The following is a 25437-nucleotide window of genomic DNA, read 5'->3' as shown; positions in this document are numbered from 1 at the left end:
GGCCGGAAGATCAGAGCTTCCGCCGGGCGATGGACTCGGAATTCCGCCAGCCATGAGTGACCACCCGGCCTCCGGACTGAGGTTCCCCCGAGATGCGAGGAGGGGTGACAGTAGGTCAGATTGATCTCGTGAGAGGAGATCTGACGACGCCTGCCCCCAGGAAGTACCCGCTGGAGTTGCGTGAGCGTGCGGTTCGGATGTACCGCGCCGCCGAGCCCAAGCCCGTCATCCGCTGTATGGCCGAGGAACTCGGCGTGCATCACGAGGCCCTGCGTGGTTGGATCCGCCAGGCCGAGGCTGACGCCGGCGAGCGTGACGACCGGCTGACCACCGACGAACGCGCCGAGCTCGCCGCGCTGCGCAAGGAGAACGCGCAGCTCAAGCGCTCGAACGAAGTTCTGCGGACGGCCTCGGCGTTTTTCGCGGCGCAACTCGACCCGACCCGGCCCAGGTGACGGGGCTCCTTGACGAGCACCCACACCTGGGAGTCGAGTGCGTCCTGCGGGAACTGCACATCCCCACCTCCACCTACTACCGCTGGCGCCAGGCCGAGACGGAGCCGTGCGAGCGGAAACGTAAGGACGCGGAGCTGACCGAGCAGATCCGGCAGGTCCACGAGGACTCCGGCGGGATCTACGGCTCACCACGCGTGCACGCCGTCCTCAAACGCGACGGCGTCCACATCGGCCGCAAACGAGTCGAGCGGCTCATGCGCGAAGCCGGCCTCGCCGGCATCAGCCCACGCCGCACGGGCAAGGGCTTCACCCGCCGCGACCCGGACGCCGACCTCGCCCCTGACCTGGTGCAACGCGACTTCACCGCGACCGGGCCGAACCGGCTGTGGGTCACCGACCTCACTCACATCCCCACCCTGGAGGGACCACTGTGGCTCTCCGCGATCCGCGACGCCTTCTCCCGCCGGGGCGTGGCTTGGGAAACCTCCGCCCACGCGGACACCGACCTGGTCCTCACCACGCTCGAGTATGCCCTGGCCAGCCGTGAGGTCGCCCCAGGCGAACTGATCCATCACGCCGACCACGGCTGCCAATACACGTCCATCAAGCTCACAACTCGCCTGGTGAGAGCTGGTGTTCACGCGTCGATGGGCTCGGTCGGCGACTCCTACGACAACGCGCTCGCCGAGAACCTGTGGACCATCCTCAAAAGTGAGTGCATCCGCGGCCGCGTCTTCGCCACCCGAGCTGAAGCCAACCTGGCGATCTTCGAGTACATCGACGGGTTCTACAACCCCCGCCGCATCCAGAAACGCCTCGGCTACCTCAGTCCCATCGAGTTCACAGAGAAGCACTGCGCCAGCCAGGCAGAGGCCGAACCAGTGAACCTGAAACCCCGCAAAACCGCCCTGACCAGCTAGTCAGCACCTCCCGCACAGCGGGGGAACCTCAGACAGCCGGAGGGGAACCCTGTAGCGGCCCGGAGCACTCATTGGAGTCTGATCCCTCGGGTCGTTTACCGCTCCCGCTCCATGGCCCTCTTTTGCTCAACGGGTGGCCCACCCGCCGTGGTCGCGACGCCCGCATGTTAGGAACGTCAGTGAGTCGGCGACGCCCCGCAGAGTGTTTTAGACCGTGTCCTATGTGGTGAGGCGGACAAGTCGCTTGTAGCAGCAGAGGGCGGCGGCGAGGCCGAGAAAGGCCAGGTAGTTACGGGGATCGCGCTCGTAGCGAGGGCTCAGACGTCGGTAGCCGGACAGCCAGGACATCGTCCGCTCGATGATCCAGCGGCGCCGGCCCAATCGTTCGCTGGACTCGATGCCTTTGCGGGCGATCCGTACTCCGATGCGTTTGCCACGTAACCATTTGCGCAGGTCGACTCGGTCGTAGGCTTTGTCCGCGTGAAGGCGCTGGGGTTTGAAGTGGCGGCCGCGGTGGGGGTCGTGTCTCGTTTGGTGACCCTCGATCATGGGCTCCAGCCCTTCGCTGTCGTGGGTGTTGCCGGCCGAGACGCCGACGAGGAGGGGCAGTCCGTTCGCGTCCGACAGGACGTGCATCTTGGAACCCGGCTTGCCCCGGTCCACGGGGCTCGGGCCTGTGAGTTCGCCCCTTTTTTAGCGCGGACGTGGGCGGTGTCGAGGACGACGCGGGTGACGTCGATGAGGCCGGCGTCGTCGAGCCGGTGCAGCACGGCTTCGTGCAGCCGCCCCCAGACGCCGGCTCTCGACCAGATCAGGAACCGGCGGTGGGCGGTCGACTTCGATATGCTGAAGCAAGGCGGCAGAGCCCGCCAGGCGCAGCCGCTGACCAGCACGTAGATGATTGCCGCGAACAGCGTCTCATCAGGTGTGTCCTGCGTTCCGCCGCCCTGCGGCCGCACCTTCGACGGTGGGATCAGCGGCTTCGCGATCTCCCACAGTCCGTCCGGAACAATCCAACTCCATGTACCCCGCCCCATACCGAGGTCAACGAAGCCTCACCACATAGGACACGGTCTTAGGGCAACCGGCGGACTCATGGGCGGTCACCGTGGCCGTGCAAGAGATAGTGGGAGTCGCCCGGATGGTGTTGCACTCGGGACTGCTGCCAGGCGGCGTCGAACGACAGCTGCCGCGGAGGTGAGGCGTGTGTGCGGGCCCGGCGCATCAGGGCCAGGGCATGCGTTCTTACTGGTCATCGACGCATTCTCCATGATCGGGAGTTACACCGAACGATTTACAGTCCCGAGTGGTCTCGGTACGCGCAGAGCATCCGGTTGGCAGGCGTGGGCGGGCCCCGTCACTCTCGGTGGGAGTGACGGGGCCCGCTGTGGATGGTGGGGTCAGCGCAGTGCGCTGACCTCGGTGGCATTCAGGGTTCGCGGGTAGAGGTGGACGTCGGCCACGGAGCCGGGGAAGGCCAGGTACGGGGTTGTGGCCGAGGCGCTGTTGATGCAGCCGCCGATTGTCAGGGGGAGGGAGGAGTCGTACTGGGGGCTGCGGTTGGTGTCGGTTCCCATGAGGGTGCCGTTTTGGTAGAGGGCCATGACTCCGGTGCTGGAGTCTCCGGCGACGGGTGCCCGGTAGGTGGCTACGAGGTGGGTCCAGGTGCCGATTGGTGCGGTGTTGGTGTCGCCTTCCGCGGTGGGGAAGTCGGAGTTCTCGTCGTTGGTGGTCGTGGTCTGGAACATCCAGGCTTGGCTGGGCTTGTCGTAGGAGAGGTAGAAGGCTTGATGCTGCGTGGTGCCTTGGCAGAGGGCCGTGGTGCCGAGGGCTGAGTTGATCTTCACCCACGCCGAGACGGTGTAGTCGCCGAGGGTGTTGATCGCGCTCTGCTTGCTCTTGAGGAAGCCGGTGCTGCCGTCGAAGGCGACGCTGCCGGCCATTCCGTTCGGCGCGTCGGAACTGAAGGTGCTGCTGCCGTTAGTGGTGAGCGGGTTGAGGATGGTGGTGTCGGTGCCGTCGGTGGCGAGCTTCCACTCGTCTTCGGGCATGCCGTGGTCCCAGCCGGAGGGGACGATCACGCTGTCGGCGCTGGCCTGGTCGGCCTGCATCGCGTAGGGGTAGACGTGGACGTCGGCCACGGAACCGGGGAAGGCGGCGTACGGGGAGGTGGCGTCGGTGTCGGTGACGCAGCCGCCGATGGTCAGTGGCATGGAGGAGTCGTATTGCGGGGTGAGGTTGGTGTCGGTTCCCATCAGGGTGCCGTTCTGGTAGAGCGACATCACGCCCGTGCTGGAGTCTCCGTCGACGGGAGCCGTGTAGGTGACGAGGAGGTGGGTCCAGGTGCCAATGGCGCCGGTGCTGTTGTCGCCTTCCGCGGTGGGGAACTGGGCGTCGGCGTCGTTGGAGGTGGTGGTCTGGAACATCCAGCCCTTGTTGGCGCTGTCGTAGCCGATGTAGAACGCCTGGTGCTGGCTGATGCCTTGGCAGATCGCGGTGGCGTCCACCGACGAGTTGATCTTCACCCAGGCGGAGATGGTGTAATCGCTCGAGGTGTTGACGGCGGTGTGGTCGCTCTCCAGAAATCCGCTGGTGCCGTCGAAGGACGCGGCACCGGCGCCGGCATTGAGCGCCTCGGGACCGTCGGAGGTGAAGGTCGCACCGCCGAGCGCAGTGAACGGATTGTCTCCGTTTCCGTCGGAGCCGTCGGCGTCCAACTGCCACTCGTCCTCGGGGGTGTCGCTGTCCGTGGCGAGCGGGACGAGCAGGTTGGGGCTGATACTGACGACGCCGGTGTCCGTGTCATTGAGGTACCGCGCGGCGAGGTCGGCGTAGTAGGCGTTGGACGGTTTGCCGCTGGAGAGGTCGGCTGCCTTCACGGTCGAGGACGTCGCCGTACCGTCCGTGGAGACCGCCGAGGCGAAGTCGATGACTTGGCCTGCGTTGTTGCCGAGCAGGTAGCCGTTCACCTGCTGACGTGCCGATTCCTGTGCGGCCGTGCCCGGATGTGCGGTGGTGAACGGCGGGATGGTCGCGAAGTAGACGGTGATGTTGGCGTTCTCGGTGATGGGGCGGCCGTACATGTCATTCGACAGGCCGTCGTCGGTGCCGTAGGCACTGATCTGGCTGCTGAGCGATGCCAGGCCGGCCTCGACCTTTGTGGCGCAGGTGTTGGCGTCGCTGGTGCAGTTGAGCAGGTCGGCGGCGCCTGTGGAGATGAGAACGGTGCGTACGTTGCCTTGGGACAGCACGTTCCGGTCCAGCGGGTTGATCGCGTTGAGCGGGGTGGCGCTGTTGGTGATCTGCGGCAGCAGATTGTTGCTCAGGCTGACGCTGTTGGTGCCGGCGTTGAGGACGCCGTAGTCCACTGAGTCGTCGCCGTTGGCATCGCCTACCAGGGCGCTGGAGATGGCGTCGCTGAGATGGTGCTGGCCGTCATTGTCGGCGGTGTCCCCGTTGACGCTCTGATCGCCGTAGAGGACCAGCGAGCCGGTGGGCGCGGTGGTGGGGGTGGTGACGTCGATGCCGGTTAGGTACGGCAGGCCGGTGTAGGTGGTCTGCGTGTACTTGCCCGCGGTGGCGTCGCCGGTGCGGTTGGCGGCGTCACTGACCCAGACAGGGGTCTGGGCTGCGGCGTGACCCGGCATGGCGGACACCGAGCCGTGAACCTGCAGGCTGACCAGAAGGGTCGCCTGCTGTGGGACGGCAACGGTGACTGGGTCGCTGGTGACATCTCCGCCGGCCGGGATGGTGACGGAGGCCGAGTTGCCGAAGGTCACCGGTGCCGGTGTCGCCGCCGCGTTGGCTCCGCCCGCGGTGGCGTCCTGCGGTGCGACGGATGCCGCATCGAAGGTCACCGGCGTCGTACCCATGGCGTTGGACAGGTGCAGGCGTACTGCGTTGCCGTCGTCTGTGCCGATGCTGACGTGGGCCGGGATCCGCAGCGTCTGCCCGTTGACGGTGGCGGTGCTGCCGCTGGACAGCTGAACCTTGGCGGTGTCCGGCACCGAGGCCCATGTGCCGACCCAGTGCCGGGCGCTTGAGCCGCTGCCGGTGACGGAGAGCTGCCGCAAGCCCAGTCCGAGGATGTGTAGGGCAGGCTGGCCGGCCTGGACCCCATTGGTGAACAGCGGCAGTGAGATGCTGCTGATGACTGAGCCGGGGCATTCCAGCGGGACGCTGATCACGTAGATCTTCGGACCGGAACTGGAACTGGTTTGCGTGTTGTTGCTGTGATTCTGATGGGCGAGGGTGAGCGAGGCGGCAGAGGGAGATCCGGCCAGCCAGTCCGGGACGGTGTCCAGCTGATAGTCCTGGCTGGAGGGGGCGCCGCTGGCATCCCGGCAGTTGTCTTTGGCGTAGGTGATGGTTCCGGCGGCGTCCTTGGCGGCGCCACCGGTTGCGAAGGCCAGGAAGACCAGCGCGCCGCCGGTGTTGGCCACGCCGCTGGTGGGTAGGGTGATGGTCTGGCCGGAGGCCAGCATGTTGTCGTAGGTGCCGGTGCCGAACTTCGGCAGTGCGATCGTGGCGCCGTCCACCGTCACCGTTTTGTTGCTCTGCCAGCCGGCCGTGCTCGTCAAGTCGGTGGAGTTGATGCTGTTGCCGGACCCGTCGGCGTCGGCCGGGCTGGTCGTGGTGGTGAAGGTGCTGGTGGCTGTGTTGTTCAGGCAGCTGCTGGTGGCGTTGATCGCACAGGTCAGCGCCGGCGCCAGACGCAGGACGTCGAGGCCGGCCTGGTAGCCCGTGGAGCGCGGGTTCTTGCCGGTCAGGGTGAGCGTGAGGGTGTGTACACCCTGCCTGAGGACGAGCAGCTGCCCGCTTGAGTCCTTGGGGATGCCCAGGTTGAGGAACTGGGTGGTGACGTAGGAGTTGTAAGCGTCGAAGCCGCTGATCATAGTGGACTGGTTGCTCTGGCCGGCGTCCAGGGTCAGCCGGTAGATGCCGTAGTCCTTGGCCTTGGTGAGATTGGCCCCGAAGCTCCAGGGTCCGTCCTTGGGGATGTAGAAGTTGAAGGTGACGGTGTCACCGCTGACGACCTTGGAGGTGGTGCTCTTGTTGTTGAGCATGGCCTGGTAGCCGTCGGCGAATTCGTATCCGCTGCCGGCGGCCTGGCTGATCAGCTGGCCGCCTTTGCTGGTGGTCGTCGCCTTCGGCACGGTGATGGTCGTGCCGTCTGCATTGGTCGTGGTCCAGCCGCTGATGAATTTGTCGCCGTAGGCGTAGACCGGGGTGCTGGTGCCTGCGTAGAACACGTAGGCCGTCTGCGTGATGGATGTGGATCCCGCTTGGTCCACCGACTTGACGTACAGCGTGTGCGGCCCGGCGACGCCGGGCGCGAAGGTCGGGGAGGCGCTGCCGTTGATGACCGATGCGCCGGTGCCGGGACCGTTGTCGGAAGTGGCGTAGTACACGTGGCCCGGCACGATCGTCGTGCCGCTCTTCCAAGGGGTGACACCACTGCTGCTGTACACCGTGTTGCCGAGGGTGGCGTCAAGGGAGAACAGGTAGCCGGTGATGTTGTTGGTGCGGTTGTTGCCCAGGACGAAGGTGCCCTTGTCGTCGAAGGCGGAGCCGATCTGCTTGGAGGGGAACTGACTGGAGGTGACGGTGGGGGCCGGCGGCGCGCTGGTGTCCACCGTGAACGACTGTGTCTTGGTCCAGATACCCGAGCCAGATCCGACCCAGTAGCCGGCCTCGTTCTGCGCGGTCGCCTTCCACGTGTACTTCCCGTCGGGCAGCTTCGGCGTGGTCCAGTCGCTGCCGTTGGTGTTGTACCTGGCGTGCTTCTTGGAGTCGAGGTTGGGACCGAAACCCTGGCCGACCAGAGTGCCGGAGGAGTTGAAGACGTTGTAGTCGACGCGCACCCGTTCGCTACCGCCCGCCAGGTCGGGGTCGACCGCCCGCGCGGAAAGCGTAGGGGTACTGGTGGTGGTCATCGTGTTGCCCATGCTCACGATGGACGGCTTGATGACGGGGCTGCCGGTGCCGTTCTTCAGTTTGGGACGGAAGCTGTAGGTGACTGACATGGTGGCACCACCGCCAAAGGCCAGCTGCTTCCACTGGGTGGCGTCGTTCATGTCGGGCGACTGGACCATCAGCGTCATGCTGCTCCAGCCGCCGGCCGCCGCGCTCTGCGCGCGTGAGGTTACGTCGAACTCGAGTGACGGTGGGCTGACCCAGGAGTTGGAGCCGTTGGTGACCGGGCAAGTGCCGGCTTCGTGGCTCTTCGGGTTGGTGCCGAGCGAGGCGGTGCGTCCACCGGGCTCGTGGCCCCAGTAGAGCGAGGACGAGTTCCATCCAGCGGGACGGTTTGTGCCGTAGACGGCGGCGGGGGTGTCGGAGCACGATGCGGCGGAGAGCTGTTTCACGTACAGCGAGGCATGACTGACCACCGCACCTTTGATGCCGCTGGTGTTCATCTGATAGTAAGTGCGCGCCCGTTCGCCGTTGCCCGGGGAGGAGTTGTCCCACCCTTCCCGGGCATTGGTCGCCCCTGACGTGGACGTCGAGTTGTAGACGTTCCATCCGTTGTCGGAGATGCGGGCCCAGTCCAGCTGGGAGGGCCTGCCGCTCCACTCCGGGTCGACGTAGACCGGGTATGTGGTGGTCTTGGCGGTGAGCAGCCTCTGGTCCAGGTCGAGCAGCTGTCGTCCGTTCCGGAGACTCACCTGGACCTGTGCTCGGTGCTTGCCGACCTGGGCCGCCGCCTTGTGCTCGGCACGGGTGGAGGAGGCGGTCGCGCTACGGGCCAGGGGAGCGGCGCTGGCTCTGTGGCCGGCGCTGTCCCACATCAGAGCGGTGTCGCTGTGGAACACGGTCTTGCCGCTACGCTTGTCGGTGGCTCGCGTACCGCCACCCTTGGTGGCCGAAAGCTTGAGGTTGCTGGAGGAGGTATTGAGCGCAAGATGCCGCAACCGCGGGTTGGCAGCCGCCTTAGGCGTTTTGACCACCAGGATCGAGGAGTATCCGGAGGCGTCGGCGGTCAGTTGCAGATCGACCCCGGCCAGCACCTCAGGGTAGGTGGCGGTGTCGCCGGAGATCACCGGCCTGGGTAGCGCATCCGGCCAGGAGAAGCTCAGCTTGTCCGGTCCACTGCTCATGGTGACCATGGGGTCGGTGCCGCCATCGGTGAAGGCGATGGGGGTGACAGCGGCCTTCGGCGCCCAGGTGCCGTCTGACTGCTGCACCAGTGCGGTGTCGATGGGGACCCACTTGCCCTGCTGTTGCACGCGCTGAGGCATCGAGGAGTCGGTGCGCGTGAAGGTGCCGTCCGGATTGGCGACGACCAGCGTCCCGGTGTCGGTGAGCTGGTCGACCGTTACGGGCTTGCCGGTCGCCTCCGCCTGCGCGGATGCCGACTCGGTGGGGTTGAGGAGCCTGGTGGTCTTCTGGGTCTCAGTCTTCTGTGAGTCGGAGTCGGTTGTCTGCGCTGAATCACCGGATGCCGCATGGGCGGGCACAGTGGTTGTCAGCGTTGCCGCAGCCAGTGCTGTGACGACAGCGACGGCAATCGGCCTTGCGGCAGGGCGTCTGGACGCACGTATGGGTGCGCGGAAGGCGGACATCGCGGTTGGGATCCTTCGCAGGTCTCAGGCGGTCCCCCCGTACGGGCCCCGCGCCGCTGTGCATTCTGAACGCCAGGTATATGCAAGGTCCATGGAGGACCCAACGCTAACTACCCCATAGCTGTCCGTTGTTGACGGGTGTAATCCGTCTTGGGTCCTGCGGCAGACGATTCTTTTGCACTCCCTGTGGAGATACTTTGCAAGTTGTGTCGACTTCAGCACCTAGCGTGATCGACTGCGGGGGAGGTCCGGTGCTTCCGCTCTGACGCGCATTCACATTGCCCACATGTCGGGCTCTTTGGGTGCTTTGGCAACCTCGGAGGGGAACGCACACCATGTCGTGGATATCGGTGCGTCGGCGCGGCGGAGCGGCCTGGGCAGCTCATAGCATTCGTCGCACAGCAGTCGTGACGGTTACTGCCTTGGTGGCGGCCCTGCTGCCCGTCGGCCTGGCCGCTGCGGCTACTGATGCCAAGGGGCATGCGTCAGCGCTGACCGCTCCACACGACAAGCCGATACCCTTCACTCACGCCCCCCTCAGGCGGCATTCCCCGCCCAAACCCTTCAAGCACTTCGACCCCACCGGGCACACAAGGCTTCCTGCACCGGGCAGCGCTGTGGTGAGCTTGCCCACGGCTGGTGCCTCCCTTGCCAAGGGCGTCAGGGCGCCCCAGGTCAGAGCTGGGAATATCCCGATTCTGTTGGGTGCTGGCGCGGCAGCGAGGTCCAATTCGGCCGCCGTCACCCAGCCCCAACAGGTACGCGTGACGATGCTCGATCAAAAGGCCGCGCAGGCAGCGGGCGTCCACGGCGTCTTGTTCGCCCTCCAGCGCATCGGCCCTGGCAGCGGGAACGTTACCCTGCAGGTAGACGACTCGTCGTTCCGCTACGCCTTCGGCGGTGACTTCGCCTCACGCCTGCACCTGGTGCAACTGCCCGCTTGCGCCATGACAACCCCGAACCTGGCGAAATGCCAGACGCAGACTCGTGTGCGCACAACCCCCGGCGCGGTGCTGTCGGCCCAGGTCGCCGTGCCGGCCGCGTCCACTGGCGTGTCGGGCGCTGCCGCTCCTTCACGCACAGCAGCGGCTGCCAAGGCGGCCGGCCCGATGGTCGTCATGGCCGCGACCTCAGGAACGGCCGGATCGTCCGGCGACTACTCGGCGACGAGCCTGTCACCGGGCGGCTCATGGTCCGTCTCCGGAAACACCGGCTCGTTCACCTACAACTACCCGATCACGGTGCCACAGGCGATCGGCGGGGCAGCACCCCAGGTCAGTCTGTCCTACGACTCCAGCAGCCAGGACGCGCGTACCGAGGGAACGAACAACCAGTCATCGTGGCTCGGTGATGGCTGGACCTCGACCGAGAACTACATCGAACGCACCTACAAGTCTTGCAGCGACGACGCCTCGTCCGGCGCTCCCAAGGACGACGGAGACCAGTGCTGGGCGGGACAGATCCTCACCCTGTCACTGAACGGCACCTCCACCGACATCGTCTACGACGACTCCACCAAGACCTTCCGCCCCGCCAATGACCAGTCCACCACCAAAATCGAGGATCTGACCGGCGGGAAGAACGACGCAAAGAACGGCGAGTACTTCAAGGTCACCGAGGGCGGTGACCAGTACTACTTCGGCCTCAACCAGCTCCCAGGCTGGACCAGTGGCAAAGAGGAAACGAAGTCCGTGTGGACCGAGCCGGTCTACCACGCACACAGCGGGGTGGCCGCCTGCCCGGACAGCACGGACTTCGCCGCGACCGCCTGCACCCTGGGATACCGGTTCAACCTGGACTACGCGGTAGACACTCACGGCAACGCCACCGCCTGGTACTACAAGCCGGAGGTCGGCTACTACGGGGCGGCCAAGAAGGACACCGCGGTGGCCTACACCCGCGGCGGTACCCTCTCGCGCATCGACTACGGCATGACCGCCTCGACCATCTACTCCGCCACCGCGCCCGAGCAGATCCTCTTCGGCACCGACGAACGCTGCATCCCCGGTACTCCCACGGGCAACACGTGCTCGGACAGCCAGTTCACGGCGGCGAACGCGGCCTACTGGCCCGACGTGCCCATCGACCTCAACTGCACCTCTGGCGGGAGTTGCACGAACCACAGTCCGAGCTTCTGGTCACGCATCCTCCTGAAATCGATCACCACTCAGATCCAGGTCGCCGGCGCAACGAAGCAGGTCGACAAGTACGACTTCATCCAGTCCTTCCCCGATGGGGGAGACCATGCCCCCACGCTGTGGCTGGACTCCATCCAGCACACGGGCCTCGATACCCTGGGTGGCGCGTCGGCCAGCACCTCGACTCCGGCGGTGAGTTTCGATCCGCCAGTGCAGCTACCCAACCGGGTGGGGACCATCCCGCAGATGCCGCTGATGTACCACAGCCGTATCCAGACGGTCACCAGCGAGAGCGGGGCCGAGACCACCGTCACCTACGATCGTCCGGATTGCTCCAGCGCCCCGGCGAGCGACCCGGACGACCCGACCGACGCCGCCGCGCGCAGTTTCGCGTCGACCAATACCTTGTCCTGCTTCCCGGTGTACTGGACGCCTTACGGCCAGCCGGCGCCGTGGATGGACTGGTTCTACAAGTACAAGGTCACCTCGGTCGTCACTCTTGACCCGAGCAACTCCTACCAGGACGGCACCGAGCCGGAACTGGAGACGGACTACACCTACAAGGGCAACCCCGGCTGGCACTACGACGACAACGAAGTCGTCAAGGCCAAGAACCGAACCTGGGGCCAGTTCCGGGGCTACCCCGAGGTGGACGTCACCACCGGCGACCCGACGGTATTCCACAAGACCGACGGAGTCATCGTCCACGACCAGAAGACCCTGACGAAGACCCATTACTTCCTGGGCATGAACGGCGACACCCTGCCCGGCGGCAAAACCCGCTCAGTGCCATCACTGACCAGCCAGGACGGCACCGTCAGCGTGGCGGACGACGACGCACTGGCAGGGCAGGTCTTCGAGACCGACACCTACACCAGCGCCACCGGCGACCTGAACAAGGCGGACGTCACCGTACCCACGATCATCGGTCCTACCGCCTCCCGGTCACGCAGCGGACTGCTGGCCCTCACAGCCCAAATGGTGCGTACGGCCAAGAGCCTCAGCCGACAGGCAGTCTCTTACGGCTGGCGCAAGACCGAGACCGACACCTTCTACAACACCGCTCTTGGCAAGCCGACCACCGGCATGCCGGTTCAGGTCGACGACCGCGGAGAGACGGCCGACAGCAGCAACACCACCAAGTGCACCTACACCCGCTACCTCACCGGCGGTATCGCAACGCTGGTCCTGCCCGCTGAAGTCGTCACCACCGACCAGGACTGCTCCACCGCCGCAGCGGCCCCCAGCGGCACCCTGATCTCCGACGTTCGTACCTCCTACGACAACACCGCCTTCGGCTACGACGGCGACGGCCGGCAAAACCCGGCGCTGCCGAAGATCGGGGACGCCACGCTGGTGCAGAAGGCATCCGCAGCCAACGGCGCCGCAGCCACAGCGTTCATCGACGCAGCAGCGAACACGTACGACAGCTACGGCCGCGCCGTCCTCACCACACGAACGCCGCATTCCACCGCCCCCAACGGCACCAGCCTCGCCCAGACCGTCGCCACCGCATACACCCCTGCCACCGGAGCGCTGCCGACCAGCCTGACCACCGCGACACAGGTCACCCCCGGGGCCACCTGCACAACAAGCACAACGAGCTCCAAGGACTGCCAGGTCACCAGCAGCACCCTGGACCCGGCCCGCGCCCAGGCCACCGCCAAGACAAGCGCGGCCGGACTGCTCACCTCATTCACCTACGACGCGCTCGGCCGCCTGACGAACGTGTGGCTGCCCAACGAGATAAAAGCCAACGGCGCGCCGGCGAACATGACCTACACGTACAGCCTGACGCAGACCACACCGTCGATCGTCACCACGAAAACACTTCTGGACGACGGCAGCTACAAGGCCAGCCAGACGCTGTACGACGCCATGCTCCGCCCCCTGCAGACGCAGGCGATGTCGGAGAACTCGACCACGACGGTCAGCGACACCCAATACGACTCGCACGGATGGACGGTAGTCACCAACAACGGCTACGCGCTCGCAAGCGGTCTCAGCAGCGTTCCGTTCCAGGTCTCCCAGGTCACCATCCCCGACAGCACCGTCACCGACCACGACGCAATGGGCCGCGCCGACCTGGTCACTGAGGAGCACAACGGCTCCAAGACCTGGACCACCAAAACCGCCTACACCGGAGACAAGATCACCGTGCTGCCCCCCAAGGGCAGCGTGCCGACAACCACAGTGGTCGACGCCCGAGGCCAGACCACCGAACTCGACCAGTACACGGCCGCCCCCGTCCTGTCCGGCACGGCAGCGACCGGCTTCACCGCCACCGGCGGAACTCCCTCACGCACCACCTACGCCTACACCCCCGCGGGCCAGCAGCACCAGGTCACCGGCCCCGACAAGGCCGCATGGACGTTCGACTACGACCTGCTCGGACGTAAGACGTCCCAGAACGACCCAGACGCAGGCAAGAGCACATACGGATACGACGACGCCGGCAACCTGACCTCCACCACCGACGCCAAGCAGGTCGAACTCGACTACACCTACGACCTCCTGGGCCGCAAACTCACCGGCACCGACAAGGCGAAAACCAACTTCCAGTTCGCCTCCTGGACCTACGACACCCTGCGCATCGGCCTGCCGACCTCATCGACCCGCTACGTCCAAGGAACCACCGGCGGCTACACCGTCGCCACCACCGGCTACACCGTCCTCGGCAACCCCACCGGCACAAAGATCACCCTGCCCAGCTCCGAGGCACCACTGCCGTCGACCTACACCACGACGTACACCTACACCATCAACGACCAACTGCTCGCCACACAAACCGACCCCCGCACCCAAGGACTGTCAAACGAGACCATCACCTACGGCCACGACACACTAGGCGCCCCGACGAAAACCAGCAGCAGCGCCAACATTTACGTCGCCGCAACCACGTACACGAACTACGCGCAACCGTCCCGGGTCACACTCGGCGCATCCACCAACCCCGCCACCATCACCTACAACTACGACGACCAAACCCTCCGGCTGCAAGAACGCACCATCGCACGCACTCAGGCACCCGGACCGACCGTAGACGACACCACATACAAGTACGACGACTCCGGCAACCCGATCTCCGCCACCGACCGGCAGTCCGAGACCGGCAACACCATCACCGACCAGCAGTGCTACAGCTACGACAGCCTGAACCGGCTCGCCGACGCCTGGACCGCCAACGACAACTGCACCGCCAACCCGCCCACGGCCAGCAGCCTCACCACGACAGCCGGCTCCTACTGGCAGACCTTCAGCTACGACGCCATCGGCAACCGCCACCAGAGCATCGACCACGCCATCGGCGGCACCGGCACCACCTCCACCACCACCTACACCAACGGCTGCACCGCCAACTGCAACACCACCGGAACTCAGCCTCACACCCTGACCGCCACCAGCGGCGGCGCCAACCCCACCAGCTTCACCTACGACGAAGACGGCAACCTCCACACCCGCACTCCGGTCACCGGCCCGGACCAAACCCTCACCTGGGACGATGAGAGCCACCTGGCCCAGGTTGACACGGCCGGCGCCAGCCCCACAAGCACCAAGTACCTTTACGACGCCGACGGCAACCAGCTCATCCGCCGCGACCCCGGCAAAACCACCCTCTTCGCCGGCGACACACAAATCGTCGTCAACACAAGCGTCACCCCCAATACCCTCCTCGGCGCCGTCCGCACCTACACCCACGGCGGCGCAGGCACCCCCGTCGCCGTCCGCTCCAGCCTCACGGGCGGAGGAGTGAAATACCTCTTCAGCGACCCGCACGGCACGGCGACGATCTCCATGGACACCACCACCCAGCAGATCGCCCGTCAGCAATACACCCCCTACGGTCAGCCACGTAACAGCGCCAACACCACCACATGGCCAGACCCGACCCACTCCTACCTCGGCAAACCGCAAGACACCACCACCGGGTACACCGACGTGGGCGCACGTAAGTACGACCCCACCCTCGGCCGCTTCATCAGCGTTGACCCTGTCCTTGAGTCGGGTAGTCCCCAGGACTTGGGTGGCTACGCCTACGCCGCCGACAACCCTGTCACGAACAGCGACCCCACGGGCCTCTGCCACCCGGACCAGTGCGGCATCGGCGTCCCGAGGGGGAACGTGGTAGGCGGCTCAAGCGGCGTTATCACTGATGGACCGATTGATCCCGACAACCCTGGAACGGGGTATTGCCATCATGGTTCCTGCGGTCGTGGCAGCGCGGGCGTCGGCGGAAAAGGTTCAGTGTCCCTGGTCTCCCAGGGGGCGAAGAAGGCAGCGCTTCCTATCGGAATGGCTGCGGGGATCTATCAGGTTCTCATGAAGTACATAAATGACTACCGGGAAACGGCCGCAGCGAAAACTGCGGGAAAGTCAAATGGTGATTTCACCCTGGTTGTAGCGCAGGTCGAGACGGACGACCCCGTAGGGGAGGATCCATTTGGGGTCCGGTATGTGGTCATCTCTTCCTCGCAGATTAAGGGCGAACTTGCGCAAGAGCTCGAAGATCTCGATGTACTCGTCGTTAGAGCCGAAGCGGAGGGGGTGCATGCTGAAGTGGCAGCAGCTGCCTACAGAAAGGATACAGCCCTGCAAGAAAGAGACTTGGGCGGAAAAATAACTAACGTTCGGAATGCGTACGTCACCACTCGGGTATGCAGCTCGACATGCGCAAGTTCTCTCGGGAAGTTCATCGGGCTCAACGAGGAGGAATCTGCGAAGTTGGAGAACACGAATGGCATGCTGCAGGGAAAAATAGTTGACAAGGAGTATCTGAATACTGCGAGGAGAGCCATCGGACTCAGGCCGGGGCGAGGTGCCGCGATGCGTGTGGTCACTCAGTATCTGGGTGGGCTCGTAAGTTCGCAGGGAATGGCGGCTGCCGAGGAAGGGGAGGAGAAGTGACGGGCATCGCCGGCGAGGAAGGTGATGGCTTGCGGTAAGGTCTGTCAGTTCGCGATTGCAGAGGAGGACTGCTCGTGCTGAGAGCAATTGAGGTGTTGACCATCCATACGGGGCACCAATACGCGGTGCGTCCGATGGTGGTGGCGGGCGCGGCTGGGCCGGGTCTCCTCGTATCGGTGACTGGGGCGGGCCCAGTAGTTCAAGCGTGGGACCTCGGCACTGGTGCACCTCTGTGGGCTGCCATGGAAGAACTTCCCGGCTACAACGACGCCGTGCTTGTAGGGCTGCCGGATGGGCGACGCATTCTGGCCGTGTCAACCGAAGACGGTGTCGAGCGTTGGAACGCCCTCACGGGGGACCCATTGGAGGGGCTGCTGGACTCGTCCGATTGGACGATCTGGGGTGTGGACGCAGTGGCCTGCCCGGGAGGCGGTACGATGCTCCTGGGAGCTGGACATAATCACGCCGTCTACCGCTGGGATCTCGTGAGCGGGGAATTGATGGGTGCGCCACTGCGGGGACACGACACGTCTGTTCGGGCTGTGAAATTCATCCCAGTATCGGGTACGGACGGTGTCATCGTCTCCGGGGATGATGCCGGTTACCTGGGGCGATGGGATCCAGCCACGGGCGCCCTCATCGGCCTTCCGGTTAAAGGGCATGCCTCGATGGTGAATTGTATCTCTCATCTGGCTATGGGTGATGGGCGAAGCTTGTTTGCCTCGAGCGATGTTGGGGGTGGGATTTCTCGATGGGACACAATAACGGGTAAACGGGTAGGGGATCCCTTGGAGACCGGTTTTGACGTGCACGTGTTGGCCACCGCCTGTCCAAGCGGCATTCCGTTGCTTTTGGCGTCTGGGGCAAGTGGTGCGATTGGAGCGTGGCATGCGCATACTGGTGAGGTGATTGATCTTCCGCTGTCAGGTGTATTCATATCCACGCTTGATCAGCCTGATGGAACCGCTCTTGTCGCCGTGGGGACAACACAGGGGGAGGTCGTGGTTTATTCGGTTTCGGAATAACAGCGGCTACTGAACTTGAATGGGTGATGTCGGGTCGGTTTGCCTGACGGGTGCTGTGCGGCGCTGGTAGCCATCTAAGGCTTGTCCCGTAAAGATCTTCGAGTCAGCGGGGCCGTGATCGGCTACCGCCCGCTCTGCTCGACTATCGGCTGAGTGCGAGGTTGTGCAGGCGGGCGATTCCACTCATCGCGTGATGGACGCCGTCGCCCTTCAAGCGGCAGTCGCGGAGGATCTTCCAGGTCTTCATGCGTGCGAAGGCGTGCTCAACACGGGCGCGGACCTGGCGGTGAAAGGTGTTGTGCTCTTCCTTCCAGGCCGGCAGTTCGTTCTGCCCGCGCTCGCGGCGGTGCGGGATGACCAGGCCGGTGCCCCGGTAGCCGCCGTCGGCGATCACGGTGATGCGGCCGACGGCGGCCTTGGCTCCGGACAGTGCCCACGCCTTGCAGTCGTTGCGGTTGCCGGGCAACGGTCGGCCGACCACGACGACGCGCCGGGTGTCAGCGTCGATGACGACCTGGTGGTTGGTGGAGTAGCGGTAGTTCTTCGACCGCTCGGCTACCGTGTGGTCGCGGGTGGGGACCAGGGTTCCGTCCACGATGAGCACGGTGGCCTTGCGAAACCGCCTGCGTTGCTTGAGCGCGAGCAGGGGACCAAGGTGGCTGATGATGCGGTCAGCTGTGGACTTCGAGACGCCGAACAGCGGGGCAAGCTGCCGCAGTGTCAAGTTGGTGCGCCAGTACGCCGTGACCAGCAGCACCCGATCCTCCAGTGGCAGGCTCCACGGCCGACCTCTGCGGACCGCGTCAGCTCCCTCGTGCCGCAGCTGTGCCACCAACGTGCCGAAACAGCGGGGGCTCAACCCAGTGAACGGGGCTATCCATGACGGCTGCGACGCCGTAATCACAGCAGACATCGCGAGATCATTGCACTCGTCGCCAGGCGTCCCGCTCACGGCAGTTCTCGACGACCCACCGAACCTTGAGCGGCGCTCCCCACCGGCCCCTGGTGACCTCGGTCAGTCGAAGAGGGCAACGACTCCATTTACCCAGATCGCGAGGAACGCAAGGCCCCCACCAGGCAGCCGACGCCCGCCAGCACACCGCCGACCGTCCACGGCTCGGAGGGCGCCTCCTCGTACTTCTCCTCCAGGCCGTCCCGGTAGGAGGCGGGGTCGTCCCAGTCGACGGGGTGCCCCACCTCCTCGGCGCAGGCGGTCCGCACTGCGACCAACTGCTTCTCTGCGAAGGAGGTGGCAGCCATCGCCTCGGGGCCGCGCCAGGCGAGGGCCTTCATCCGCCACCCGGGAGACCCGTATCGCGCCTCGAAGGCGGCGGTCTCGTCGGCGTTGCGGTCCTCTTCGAGGTACATCCAGCGTCCGGCCTCGGCGGCATCGCCGTAGAGCCGGTACACCTCGGCCAGACGCCGGCGGAGCGTCAGGTCGTACGGGAAGGATGAGACGAGACCGCGCAGGCGCTGGCGCGCGACGGGAACCCGGCCGGCGGCCAGGTCTGCATCGACTTGGGCAAGGGTCTCTCTCAGGGGCATGAACACATGATCGGGTACCGCACTGATCCACGTCGACCTGGTTTGTTGCTCAGCACTTGCTCGCTCTCAACGGCATCGACTGAACCCCACTGAGACGGGACACCCTCACTTACGGGACAGCCTTTAGCGCGGTGGAGCGAAGAAGGCCGCGGACAACCCGCCGTTGAGAGCCGCATGATGTTCGTCTCCACCAGCGGCGGTTGGCTGCAAGCGTGGCAACTGCCGTGAGGACTTGCCCGTCGTAGCCAAACAACCACATGCCCGACCCCGGGCGGTCACGTCCGCTGGAGTGGTGTAACGACAGCCACTCGGTGATCTCGTTTTGAGGCTATGCGGTGAGTTCGGTGGGCAGGACGGTGTCGTCGGTTTCTGACTCGATCGGGTGGAGGCGGGCCTTGGCGAGCAGGTCGAGTCCCATGTAGCGGCGGGCCTCGGTCCACTCGTCGTTCTGCTCTGCCAGGACCGCCCCGACGAGGCGGATGACGGCGGTGCGGTCGGGGAAGATGCCGACCACGTCGGTGCGGCGGCGGATCTCCTTGTTCAGCCTCTCCTGCGGGTTGTTCGACCAGATCTGCCGCCAGATCTCCCGCGGGAAGGCCGTGAAGGCCAGCAGGTCGTGCTGGGCAGCGTCCAAGTGGGGCGCGGCCTTGGGAAACTTGGCCTCCAGCGCGTCCAGGACGTGCCGCATCTGTGCTTGGACCGCGTCGGTGTCGGGCTGTTCGAAGACCGTCCGCAGCAGCGTGGCCACCCAGGGCTGGGCCGATTTCGGGACCTGGCTCAGCAGATTGCGGGCATAGTGGGTGCGGCATCGCTACCACGACGCACCGGCCAGGACCGCGCCGATGGCGTCGACGAGGCCGGCGTGAGCGTCGGAGATGACGAGCTGGACGCCGGACAGGCCGCGGGCGATCAGGGAACGCAGGAAGGCGAGCCAGCCTGCGCCGTCCTCGGTGGTGGCGACGTCCAGGCCGAGAATCTCGCGATGGCCGTCGGCGTTGACGCCGACGGCGATCAGTGCGTGGACGTTGATGATCCGGCCGCCCTCGCGGACCTTCTGGGTGAGCGCGTCGACCCAGACGAACGAGTACGGGCCGGCGTCGAGGGGCCGGTTGCGGAAAGCTGCCACCTGCTCGTCCAGGTGCTTGGCCATCGCACTGACCTGGGACTTCGACAGCTGGGTGACACCGAGGGACTCGGCGAGCTTCTCGACTCTGCGGGTGGATACCCCGAGCAGGTAGGCGGTGGCGACCACCGAGATCAGGGCCTGCTCGGCCCGGCGGCGTCGTTCCTGCAGCCAGTGCGGGAAGTAGCTGCCCTGCCTCAGCTTGGGGACGGCGAGCTCGACGGTCCCGGCGCGGGTGTCCCACTCGCGCGGGCGATAGCCGTTGCGATGGTTGACGCGTTCCTCGCTGACCTGCCCGTATTCGGCGTTGCAGAGGGCGTCGGCTTCCGCTGACATGAGCGCATCGGCGAACGTCTTGACCATCGCGCGCAGCAGGTCCGGACTCGCCGAGGCGAGATTGTCTTCCGCCAGGGCGCGCAGGGGCAGACTGTCGGGTGCGGTCATCGTGCTGGTCTCCTTCAAAGACTTGGTCGTCTTGAAAGATCAGCCGGTGGCCGTTCTCATATCCGGACACTCACTCCGACGCCGGGAAAAACACCCGGATCAGGTGGGAGCCCGTACACCACTTCCCAGGACGCAACCTTACGACCGGCCCAGGAGGCGAGACCCGGCGTGAGCTCATCCGATGCCTCAAGCGACATGCCGCCCGACCTGCGATCGAGGAGTGTGCGCTTCCTCGCTGCTGGTACGCATTACGAACCGATGGACTCCCATGGCAGGGCGGGCTGCTGGGGACGTCGAGACAGGGTGCGCCGTAGATCGTCGCGGTTGAACTCGATGCCGGCTGTCAGCAGGGTGCGGGTATGTAGGTCGAGTGCATCGAGGAGGTCGTCGGGGAGGCCGACTGCGATGGGAATCTGCCAGGCGTCCTTGAGGAAGGCGTCGAGTTCCTGCTCTTCAACCCGTAGGTGCACGTGAATCGACCACGGTTCAACCGACTTCATGGGTCCACGGACGGATCGCCCACGCGCTCCGATGATCCGATTCCCTGCGAGTTGAAGTGCACGCAGTACGGCCATCTCCGAGACTGCGGCGATCAGCATCGCGCGGCCTTCCGTTTCCAAAGTTTGCTCATCCCTTCCCGCCGCCTCGAGTGTGTGCCGTGCATCAGACTGTGTTGGATCGGCTTTCATGTGGTGAGGACGGCGGTTGCGTTTATCCGGTTACTCCAGTGGTGTTGACCGCTCACCAGAGGCATCTGTGGTCATCGTCCGCGGACTCGTGCGGCACGTTCGCGCTCTTCAGCCTGATCAAGCAGCTCCTTTTGTTGTGCGCGGCCCGCTGCGGCGACCGCGCGCAGCGCAGGTACTCGGTCGGCAAGAGCGGTGAAGTAGTCCAGAAGCTGAGAGTGCATCAGCGAGCGGTCCCCTGACCAGGAGTCGCACCAGGCGACAGCCGCCGCGATCCTGTCGGCGCTCACTCCCCGCTCCAACAGAAGAGGACCGATCTGCTCTACGACCGTGTTGCGCTGCCCGAAGAGGGCGTCGACCAGCTTGTCAGGGCTTACAGCGTGTTGGTCGAGCAGGTGATGGACCAGCTCGGTGTCTGAGCCGACGAGATGGATGAGGGCGCTATGGCCGACGCGGGGCAGGCCGATGCAGTGGATGGCCAGGCGTAGCCGGTGGGGACGTGGGAGGTAAGCGAGGATGTGATCGCTGTCGTGCGGGAGCGGCGAGGCGTACCAGCCCTGGGCGGTCATGTCCTTCAGCCGCTCGTGGAACCATGATTCGAAGGTGTCGGCGTCATGCTCCGCGAGGTGTGCGAGGACTCTGCCCGCTCGCCACTGGTTGTGCGGGGGTAGGTGATCGATGCGCAGGTTTTTTATCGCGCGGCACCATGATGTCTGCCATTCTGCCGGCAGGGTGGGGCCGTGTGGTGCTCCAACCGAGAAACTGATCGCTGCGCTCGCGGCGATGGCAGGGACGGTGTGGACGAGCAGGCGTTGCATGACATCGTCCGGCTCGTGGCGAATCAGCGTCTCGAGCAGTGCCGCGTCCTCGGCCCGCATCGAGTCGATCACCAGCTCTCCCGTCTGATCCACCACGCTGCGCGCGACGACGGCGCAGATGACAGTGGGCCGGGAGGCCGCATCGTCGAGGGCCGCTCGCAACACGGACGGCGGCACAGTGTCAGGAGCCGTGGTGAGCCATTGCGTCAGGGCAGTTCCCAACAACAGGGTTTCACCTGATTCGGCGGCTGCCTGGTACCAGGCAGCCGGGTCGTTCATCAGCTCGGCCATGCGGATGGCTGTCAGATGGCCGGTGTAGTCACCGACGACCTGTGCCTGCTCGGCCAGTTCGCTGAATCGGGTCACTCCGGCCCGAGGTCCCAGAGCAGTCAGCTTCTTCGCGAGTGTCTGCGCTTGAGTGAGCACTTGCTCGATGGCTGCCTCGTAATCATGGGTGAATTCGACGCTTCCCCATTCACAGAAGGACTGAAGATCGGAGTCGACGTCGAATGTCGGCAGCTTCTGGCCAGCTGTTTGAGCCCGGCCCCGGATCCCGGCGAGTTCGCGGTGAGCGCGCATCGCTGCTCCCGGGCTGTTTTGCAGCAACGGGTGGAGTGAAGCAAGAATGCGGCGTCCTCCCTCGACCCCCCACCGCATCTGCTCGGCGGAGGGAGTCTGGCCACGGGGGGCGACGCCCAAGCCGAGCCGGACCCATCCCAGCGCCATGTCGAGCAGGGCGACCAGCGCGACGGGCGGACAGGGGACGCTGTCCTCGCTTTCCGTATCGCAGGTCAGAAGCGGCACTGCCTGCTCCCACAGACCGAGTAGCTTCGAGAGATTCTCTGCGGCGTCCACGCCGTGGGCGAGTGTGACTTTGTTCGGTGCCCCTGGATCCGGCCAGTTCCCTGATATTTCGACGCTGAAAATGCCCGCCAGGGCCTCGGTGGCCACGCTCCATTGCTCGTCCGAGGCGCGATGGCGGCGCATCCAGTCGAGTACCGCCCGCAGCAGTCGGGTGCGGATCTCTGGTGACGTACCGAAGTCGGGGTCGATCAGGCCGGCCAGATCGCTGAGCACGCGCAGCGGGTGTTCCGGGGTGGAGTTGCGACGCCGCCTGTCTCCCACCGCCAGGGCCAGTAGTCCTCCGATCGCTTCCGGCAGCAAGAACTGACTTGCGCTCTGAATGAGTTGGCGGGTAGCTGCATCACCGAGAGGGTCAACGAGCATCCCATACAGCTCTTCGGGTTCGCGAGGAGTGGCCAGCACGGCCAGGGCCCCGTTCACCGCGAACTGGGCCGCGCGGGGGTCTAGGCGGGCATACTGCCCCACGACGGCGAAGGTGCCGACGTCCCAGGACGTGGGGGCCGAGAGCGAGTGGATCCACTTCTCTGCTTGAGCCCGTGCCTGCGAGGAAGGGGATACCTCGGCTGCGGACATCACCGCGGAGGCAAGGTTAAGCGCGTGGTCGGGGAAGGCATCGACCAGCGTGGCCCACGGCCGCCGCACCGGACTGGTGAAGAACCAACGCGCTACCAGCGGCGCGCACAGGGCTGGCTGCAGACGCCAAACGTCGTCCACTGACTCCACCAGGCCATTGTGTGCAAGGCCCTCCACCATGCCAGACAACTCAGCGGGAGCCACTCCGACCATGGGCGCGAGGGCGTACAGCATTTCCGGCGATGCGCCGCCCAGGGCGGCCACACAGGCCAGCGCATCCAGCACGGTGTGTGATGTTGTTGCCTCACTCAGGTACCGCTCGACGTGCGCTACGTGCGCTCTGCCGCTGAAGACGTCCCCGCCCTGCCCACTGGTGAGTAGCTCGCACAGCGTCACCGCCCACCCCGGCCGCCCGTCCGCTTGGTCGAGTACTGCAGCCCGGGACCGATGACCGGTGACACCCGCGGTGGTGACCAGCGTGTTCATCTCCGGCCGTTCGAGAGGGCCCACGTTGATGACCAGCGCCCCGGGCAGCCAGCCAAGCACCTCATCGAGCCGATCCGGCCAGGTCGTTACCACTGCGGAGAACGGCAGATCGGTCTGTCGACGCGTGTGTCGCAGGACACGCACCGCATCAGGATGAGCATGAGCATCGTCCACGACCACTGCTCTCGGCAGTACCAGAAGCAGGTCGTCATGAAGGTGAGCCAGCGAGGCGGGCTCTATGTAGACCACTTGATCTCCGAGCTGACCGGTGAGTCGAGTTTTGCCCACCCCCGGAACTCCAACAAGCACCACATCCTGGCAGGCATCCACAGCAGCTGACAGGGCCACAACCTCGCTTGCTCTGCCCACCAGCGGCGGTGGGCTCGCCACCTGAGGTGCCTCCAAAGGCTCGTCGAGCAAGGCGCCGAGTCGGCCCTCGATACCCAACAGACTCCGCCGCCATGCCGCATCACGCACCAACTGGTGAACGAACCACTCCTGGGCGTACACGTGGGCTGGAGGTAGCCCTCGGTCCGAGCACAGTTTGTCCAGAGCCCTCCGGGTGCGAGCGTCGACGGGGCGCGAGCTGGCTACGACAACCAGGTCGACCTGCAAGCCCTCCTCCTGCATCCGATTCAGGCCGTTGCGCACGTTGGCGATCGGATCACCAGTGGTGACCATAAGGCGCCCCCGCGCCTGAGGATCATTGCTGTCGGAAGGAAAGTAGATGTCTGCGTCACGGCCGAAGTCATGACCGCCCTCGACCGCCGACAACCCCGGATACCGGGACTGCAACAGGGCACAAGCGCACCGTTCGAACTCTGCTGGATGGACAGATTCGTTGAGAGCCTGCCGCACACGAGCCGGAAGATTCACAACCCACATGCTACGCACCGTGTGCGTTCTACGGTTGTGGAAAGCCGCTCAGCCAGACGGCTCGCCGTCTGCTGGGAAAGCCGGACCCGCTCGACGCACGGGTCGCCGCGCCGGCCGTACTCCGCGGTCGTGCCCGGGCCCGGCCAAGTCCGGCGACGGCCTGCTACCGGATGCTTCTCTTGACTTCGGTAACGATGGTCCCAGGGTTGCATTGTCCTTCGGCCGTGCGGCCGGCGCTCTGGCTGAACTCTCTCCAGACACGCGGGTGCTCGGCGGTCACGGGCTGCCGTTCACCGGTCATGCCCTGGACCAGGCAGTGGCCGCTGCGCTCGAGGTGGTGCTCGAGCCACTCTCTGGACGCGAGGAGACTGTAGGCCCTGCCGCTCGGGCGGTCCCATGTCAGGTACTGCACCTGCAGTTGCCCGTCGGTGTCGTACCAGAAGGGGCGGTCCGGGTCGCGCCGCAGCCTGCTGTCTCTCAGGAGTGGGTCACTGAGCAGCGTCACGGAGACGGATGCGTCGAGGGAGCAGTCCAGGCTCTGACCATTCCAGTTGTAGGTCTGGTCAGTCGGAATAGCGGTGACCGGTTCCCCATCGGGGTCTATGACGAACACCATCCGGCCCTGCGGCTGTGCGGCGAGGGTGCGCTCCAGCCAGTCGTCCTCGTCATCTTCCATCGGACCGTCCGCCCACTGCTCTGCGAGCTCCAGGAGCAGCTCTTCCCGGCGCTTCTCCCTGCGCTCCCGCCAGATGGCGATGGCGACGCCCCTCTCCGATGCCGGTGGCCCAAGGGCTGGCTCCGGAGAGGAGAGATCGTCGTCCTCTGGGACAGGAGAGTCGTCCTCACCGTGTTCGGGTTCGTCGTACTGAAAGCTACTCACATGCCAGGACTCGGGTTCCGGATCGGTCCAGGGACTGGGGATGGTGGGGAAGTCGGCCAGGAGAAGGCTGTGGCGATCGGGCCCTTCGGGCATCAGCCGGCTTGTGAACGAACGTCCCTTACTGCCTGTTCTCT

At 65.4% G+C, this 25437-nt stretch carries 8 protein-coding genes and 3 pseudogenes; 3 read left to right on the top strand and 8 right to left on the bottom strand.

The window, feature by feature from the left end:
* The first annotated feature begins 92 nt into the window (after window positions 1-92).
* Both ACH5A8_RS07210 and ACH5A8_RS07205 read left to right on the top strand, forming a co-directional pair.
* Entirely contained in the window at window positions 93-455 is a 363-nt protein-coding gene (locus tag ACH5A8_RS07210; RefSeq protein ID WP_398998878.1) for a transposase, read from the top strand.
* Window positions 413-1375 (top strand): annotated as a pseudogene (locus tag ACH5A8_RS07205) (IS3 family transposase); the annotation flags it as partial. The gene ACH5A8_RS07210 and the pseudogene ACH5A8_RS07205, both read left to right, overlap by 43 nt.
* A gap of 219 nt (window positions 1376-1594) precedes the next feature.
* On the opposite strand, the gene ACH5A8_RS07200 reads toward ACH5A8_RS07205, so the two are convergent.
* Together ACH5A8_RS07200 and ACH5A8_RS07195 are read right to left on the bottom strand one after the other, a co-directional pair.
* Window positions 1595-2412 (bottom strand): IS5 family transposase gene (locus tag ACH5A8_RS07200; RefSeq protein ID WP_398998876.1). Its coding sequence is split into 2 segments (ribosomal slippage): window positions 1595-2064 and window positions 2064-2412, totalling 819 coding nucleotides; the frame shifts between segments, so codons are not numbered across the junction.
* Between the two features lie 363 nt (window positions 2413-2775).
* Entirely contained in the window at window positions 2776-8940 is a 6165-nt protein-coding gene (locus ACH5A8_RS07195) for a LamG-like jellyroll fold domain-containing protein (protein WP_398998874.1), read from the bottom strand.
* A gap of 770 nt (window positions 8941-9710) precedes the next feature.
* On the opposite strand from ACH5A8_RS07195, the gene ACH5A8_RS07190 reads away from it, so the two are divergent.
* Window positions 9711-15983, top strand: a complete 6273-nt coding sequence (locus ACH5A8_RS07190; RefSeq protein WP_398999774.1) for an RHS repeat domain-containing protein — start codon at window positions 9711-9713, stop codon at window positions 15981-15983.
* Between the two features lie 1167 nt (window positions 15984-17150).
* On the opposite strand, the gene ACH5A8_RS07185 is transcribed toward ACH5A8_RS07190, so the two are convergent.
* The 6 genes and pseudogenes from ACH5A8_RS07185 to ACH5A8_RS07160 all read right to left on the bottom strand — a co-directional run bounded on the left by ACH5A8_RS07185 (window position 17151) and on the right by ACH5A8_RS07160 (window position 25396).
* Window positions 17151-17921 carry a transposase gene (locus ACH5A8_RS07185; protein WP_398998872.1) on the bottom strand — a complete coding sequence of 257 codons (771 nt, stop codon included), beginning with the start codon at window positions 17919-17921 and terminating at the stop codon, window positions 17151-17153.
* Window positions 17922-18023: 102 nt separating this feature from the next.
* Window positions 18024-18553: pseudogene (locus ACH5A8_RS07180) on the bottom strand (DUF6584 family protein).
* Between the two features lie 328 nt (window positions 18554-18881).
* Window positions 18882-20120, bottom strand: a pseudogene (locus tag ACH5A8_RS07175) (IS256 family transposase).
* Between the two features lie 248 nt (window positions 20121-20368).
* Entirely contained in the window at window positions 20369-20809 is a 441-nt protein-coding gene (locus ACH5A8_RS07170) for a hypothetical protein (protein ID WP_398998871.1), read from the bottom strand.
* A gap of 71 nt (window positions 20810-20880) precedes the next feature.
* Window positions 20881-24423 carry a hypothetical protein gene (locus tag ACH5A8_RS07165; RefSeq protein WP_398998869.1) on the bottom strand — a complete coding sequence of 1181 codons (3543 nt, stop codon included), beginning with the start codon at window positions 24421-24423 and terminating at the stop codon, window positions 20881-20883.
* Between the two features lie 163 nt (window positions 24424-24586).
* On the bottom strand, window positions 24587-25396 hold the full coding sequence (locus tag ACH5A8_RS07160; protein ID WP_398998867.1) for a hypothetical protein: 810 nt from the start codon (window positions 25394-25396) through the stop codon (window positions 24587-24589).
* Between the last annotated feature and the right edge of the window lie 41 nt (window positions 25397-25437).

It is taken from the genome of Streptomyces sp. NPDC018610 (assembly GCF_044391765.1).
Classification (GTDB): Bacteria; Actinomycetota; Actinomycetes; order Streptomycetales; family Streptomycetaceae; genus Streptomyces.
This window is presented reverse-complemented; position numbering and strand designations above follow the sequence as displayed.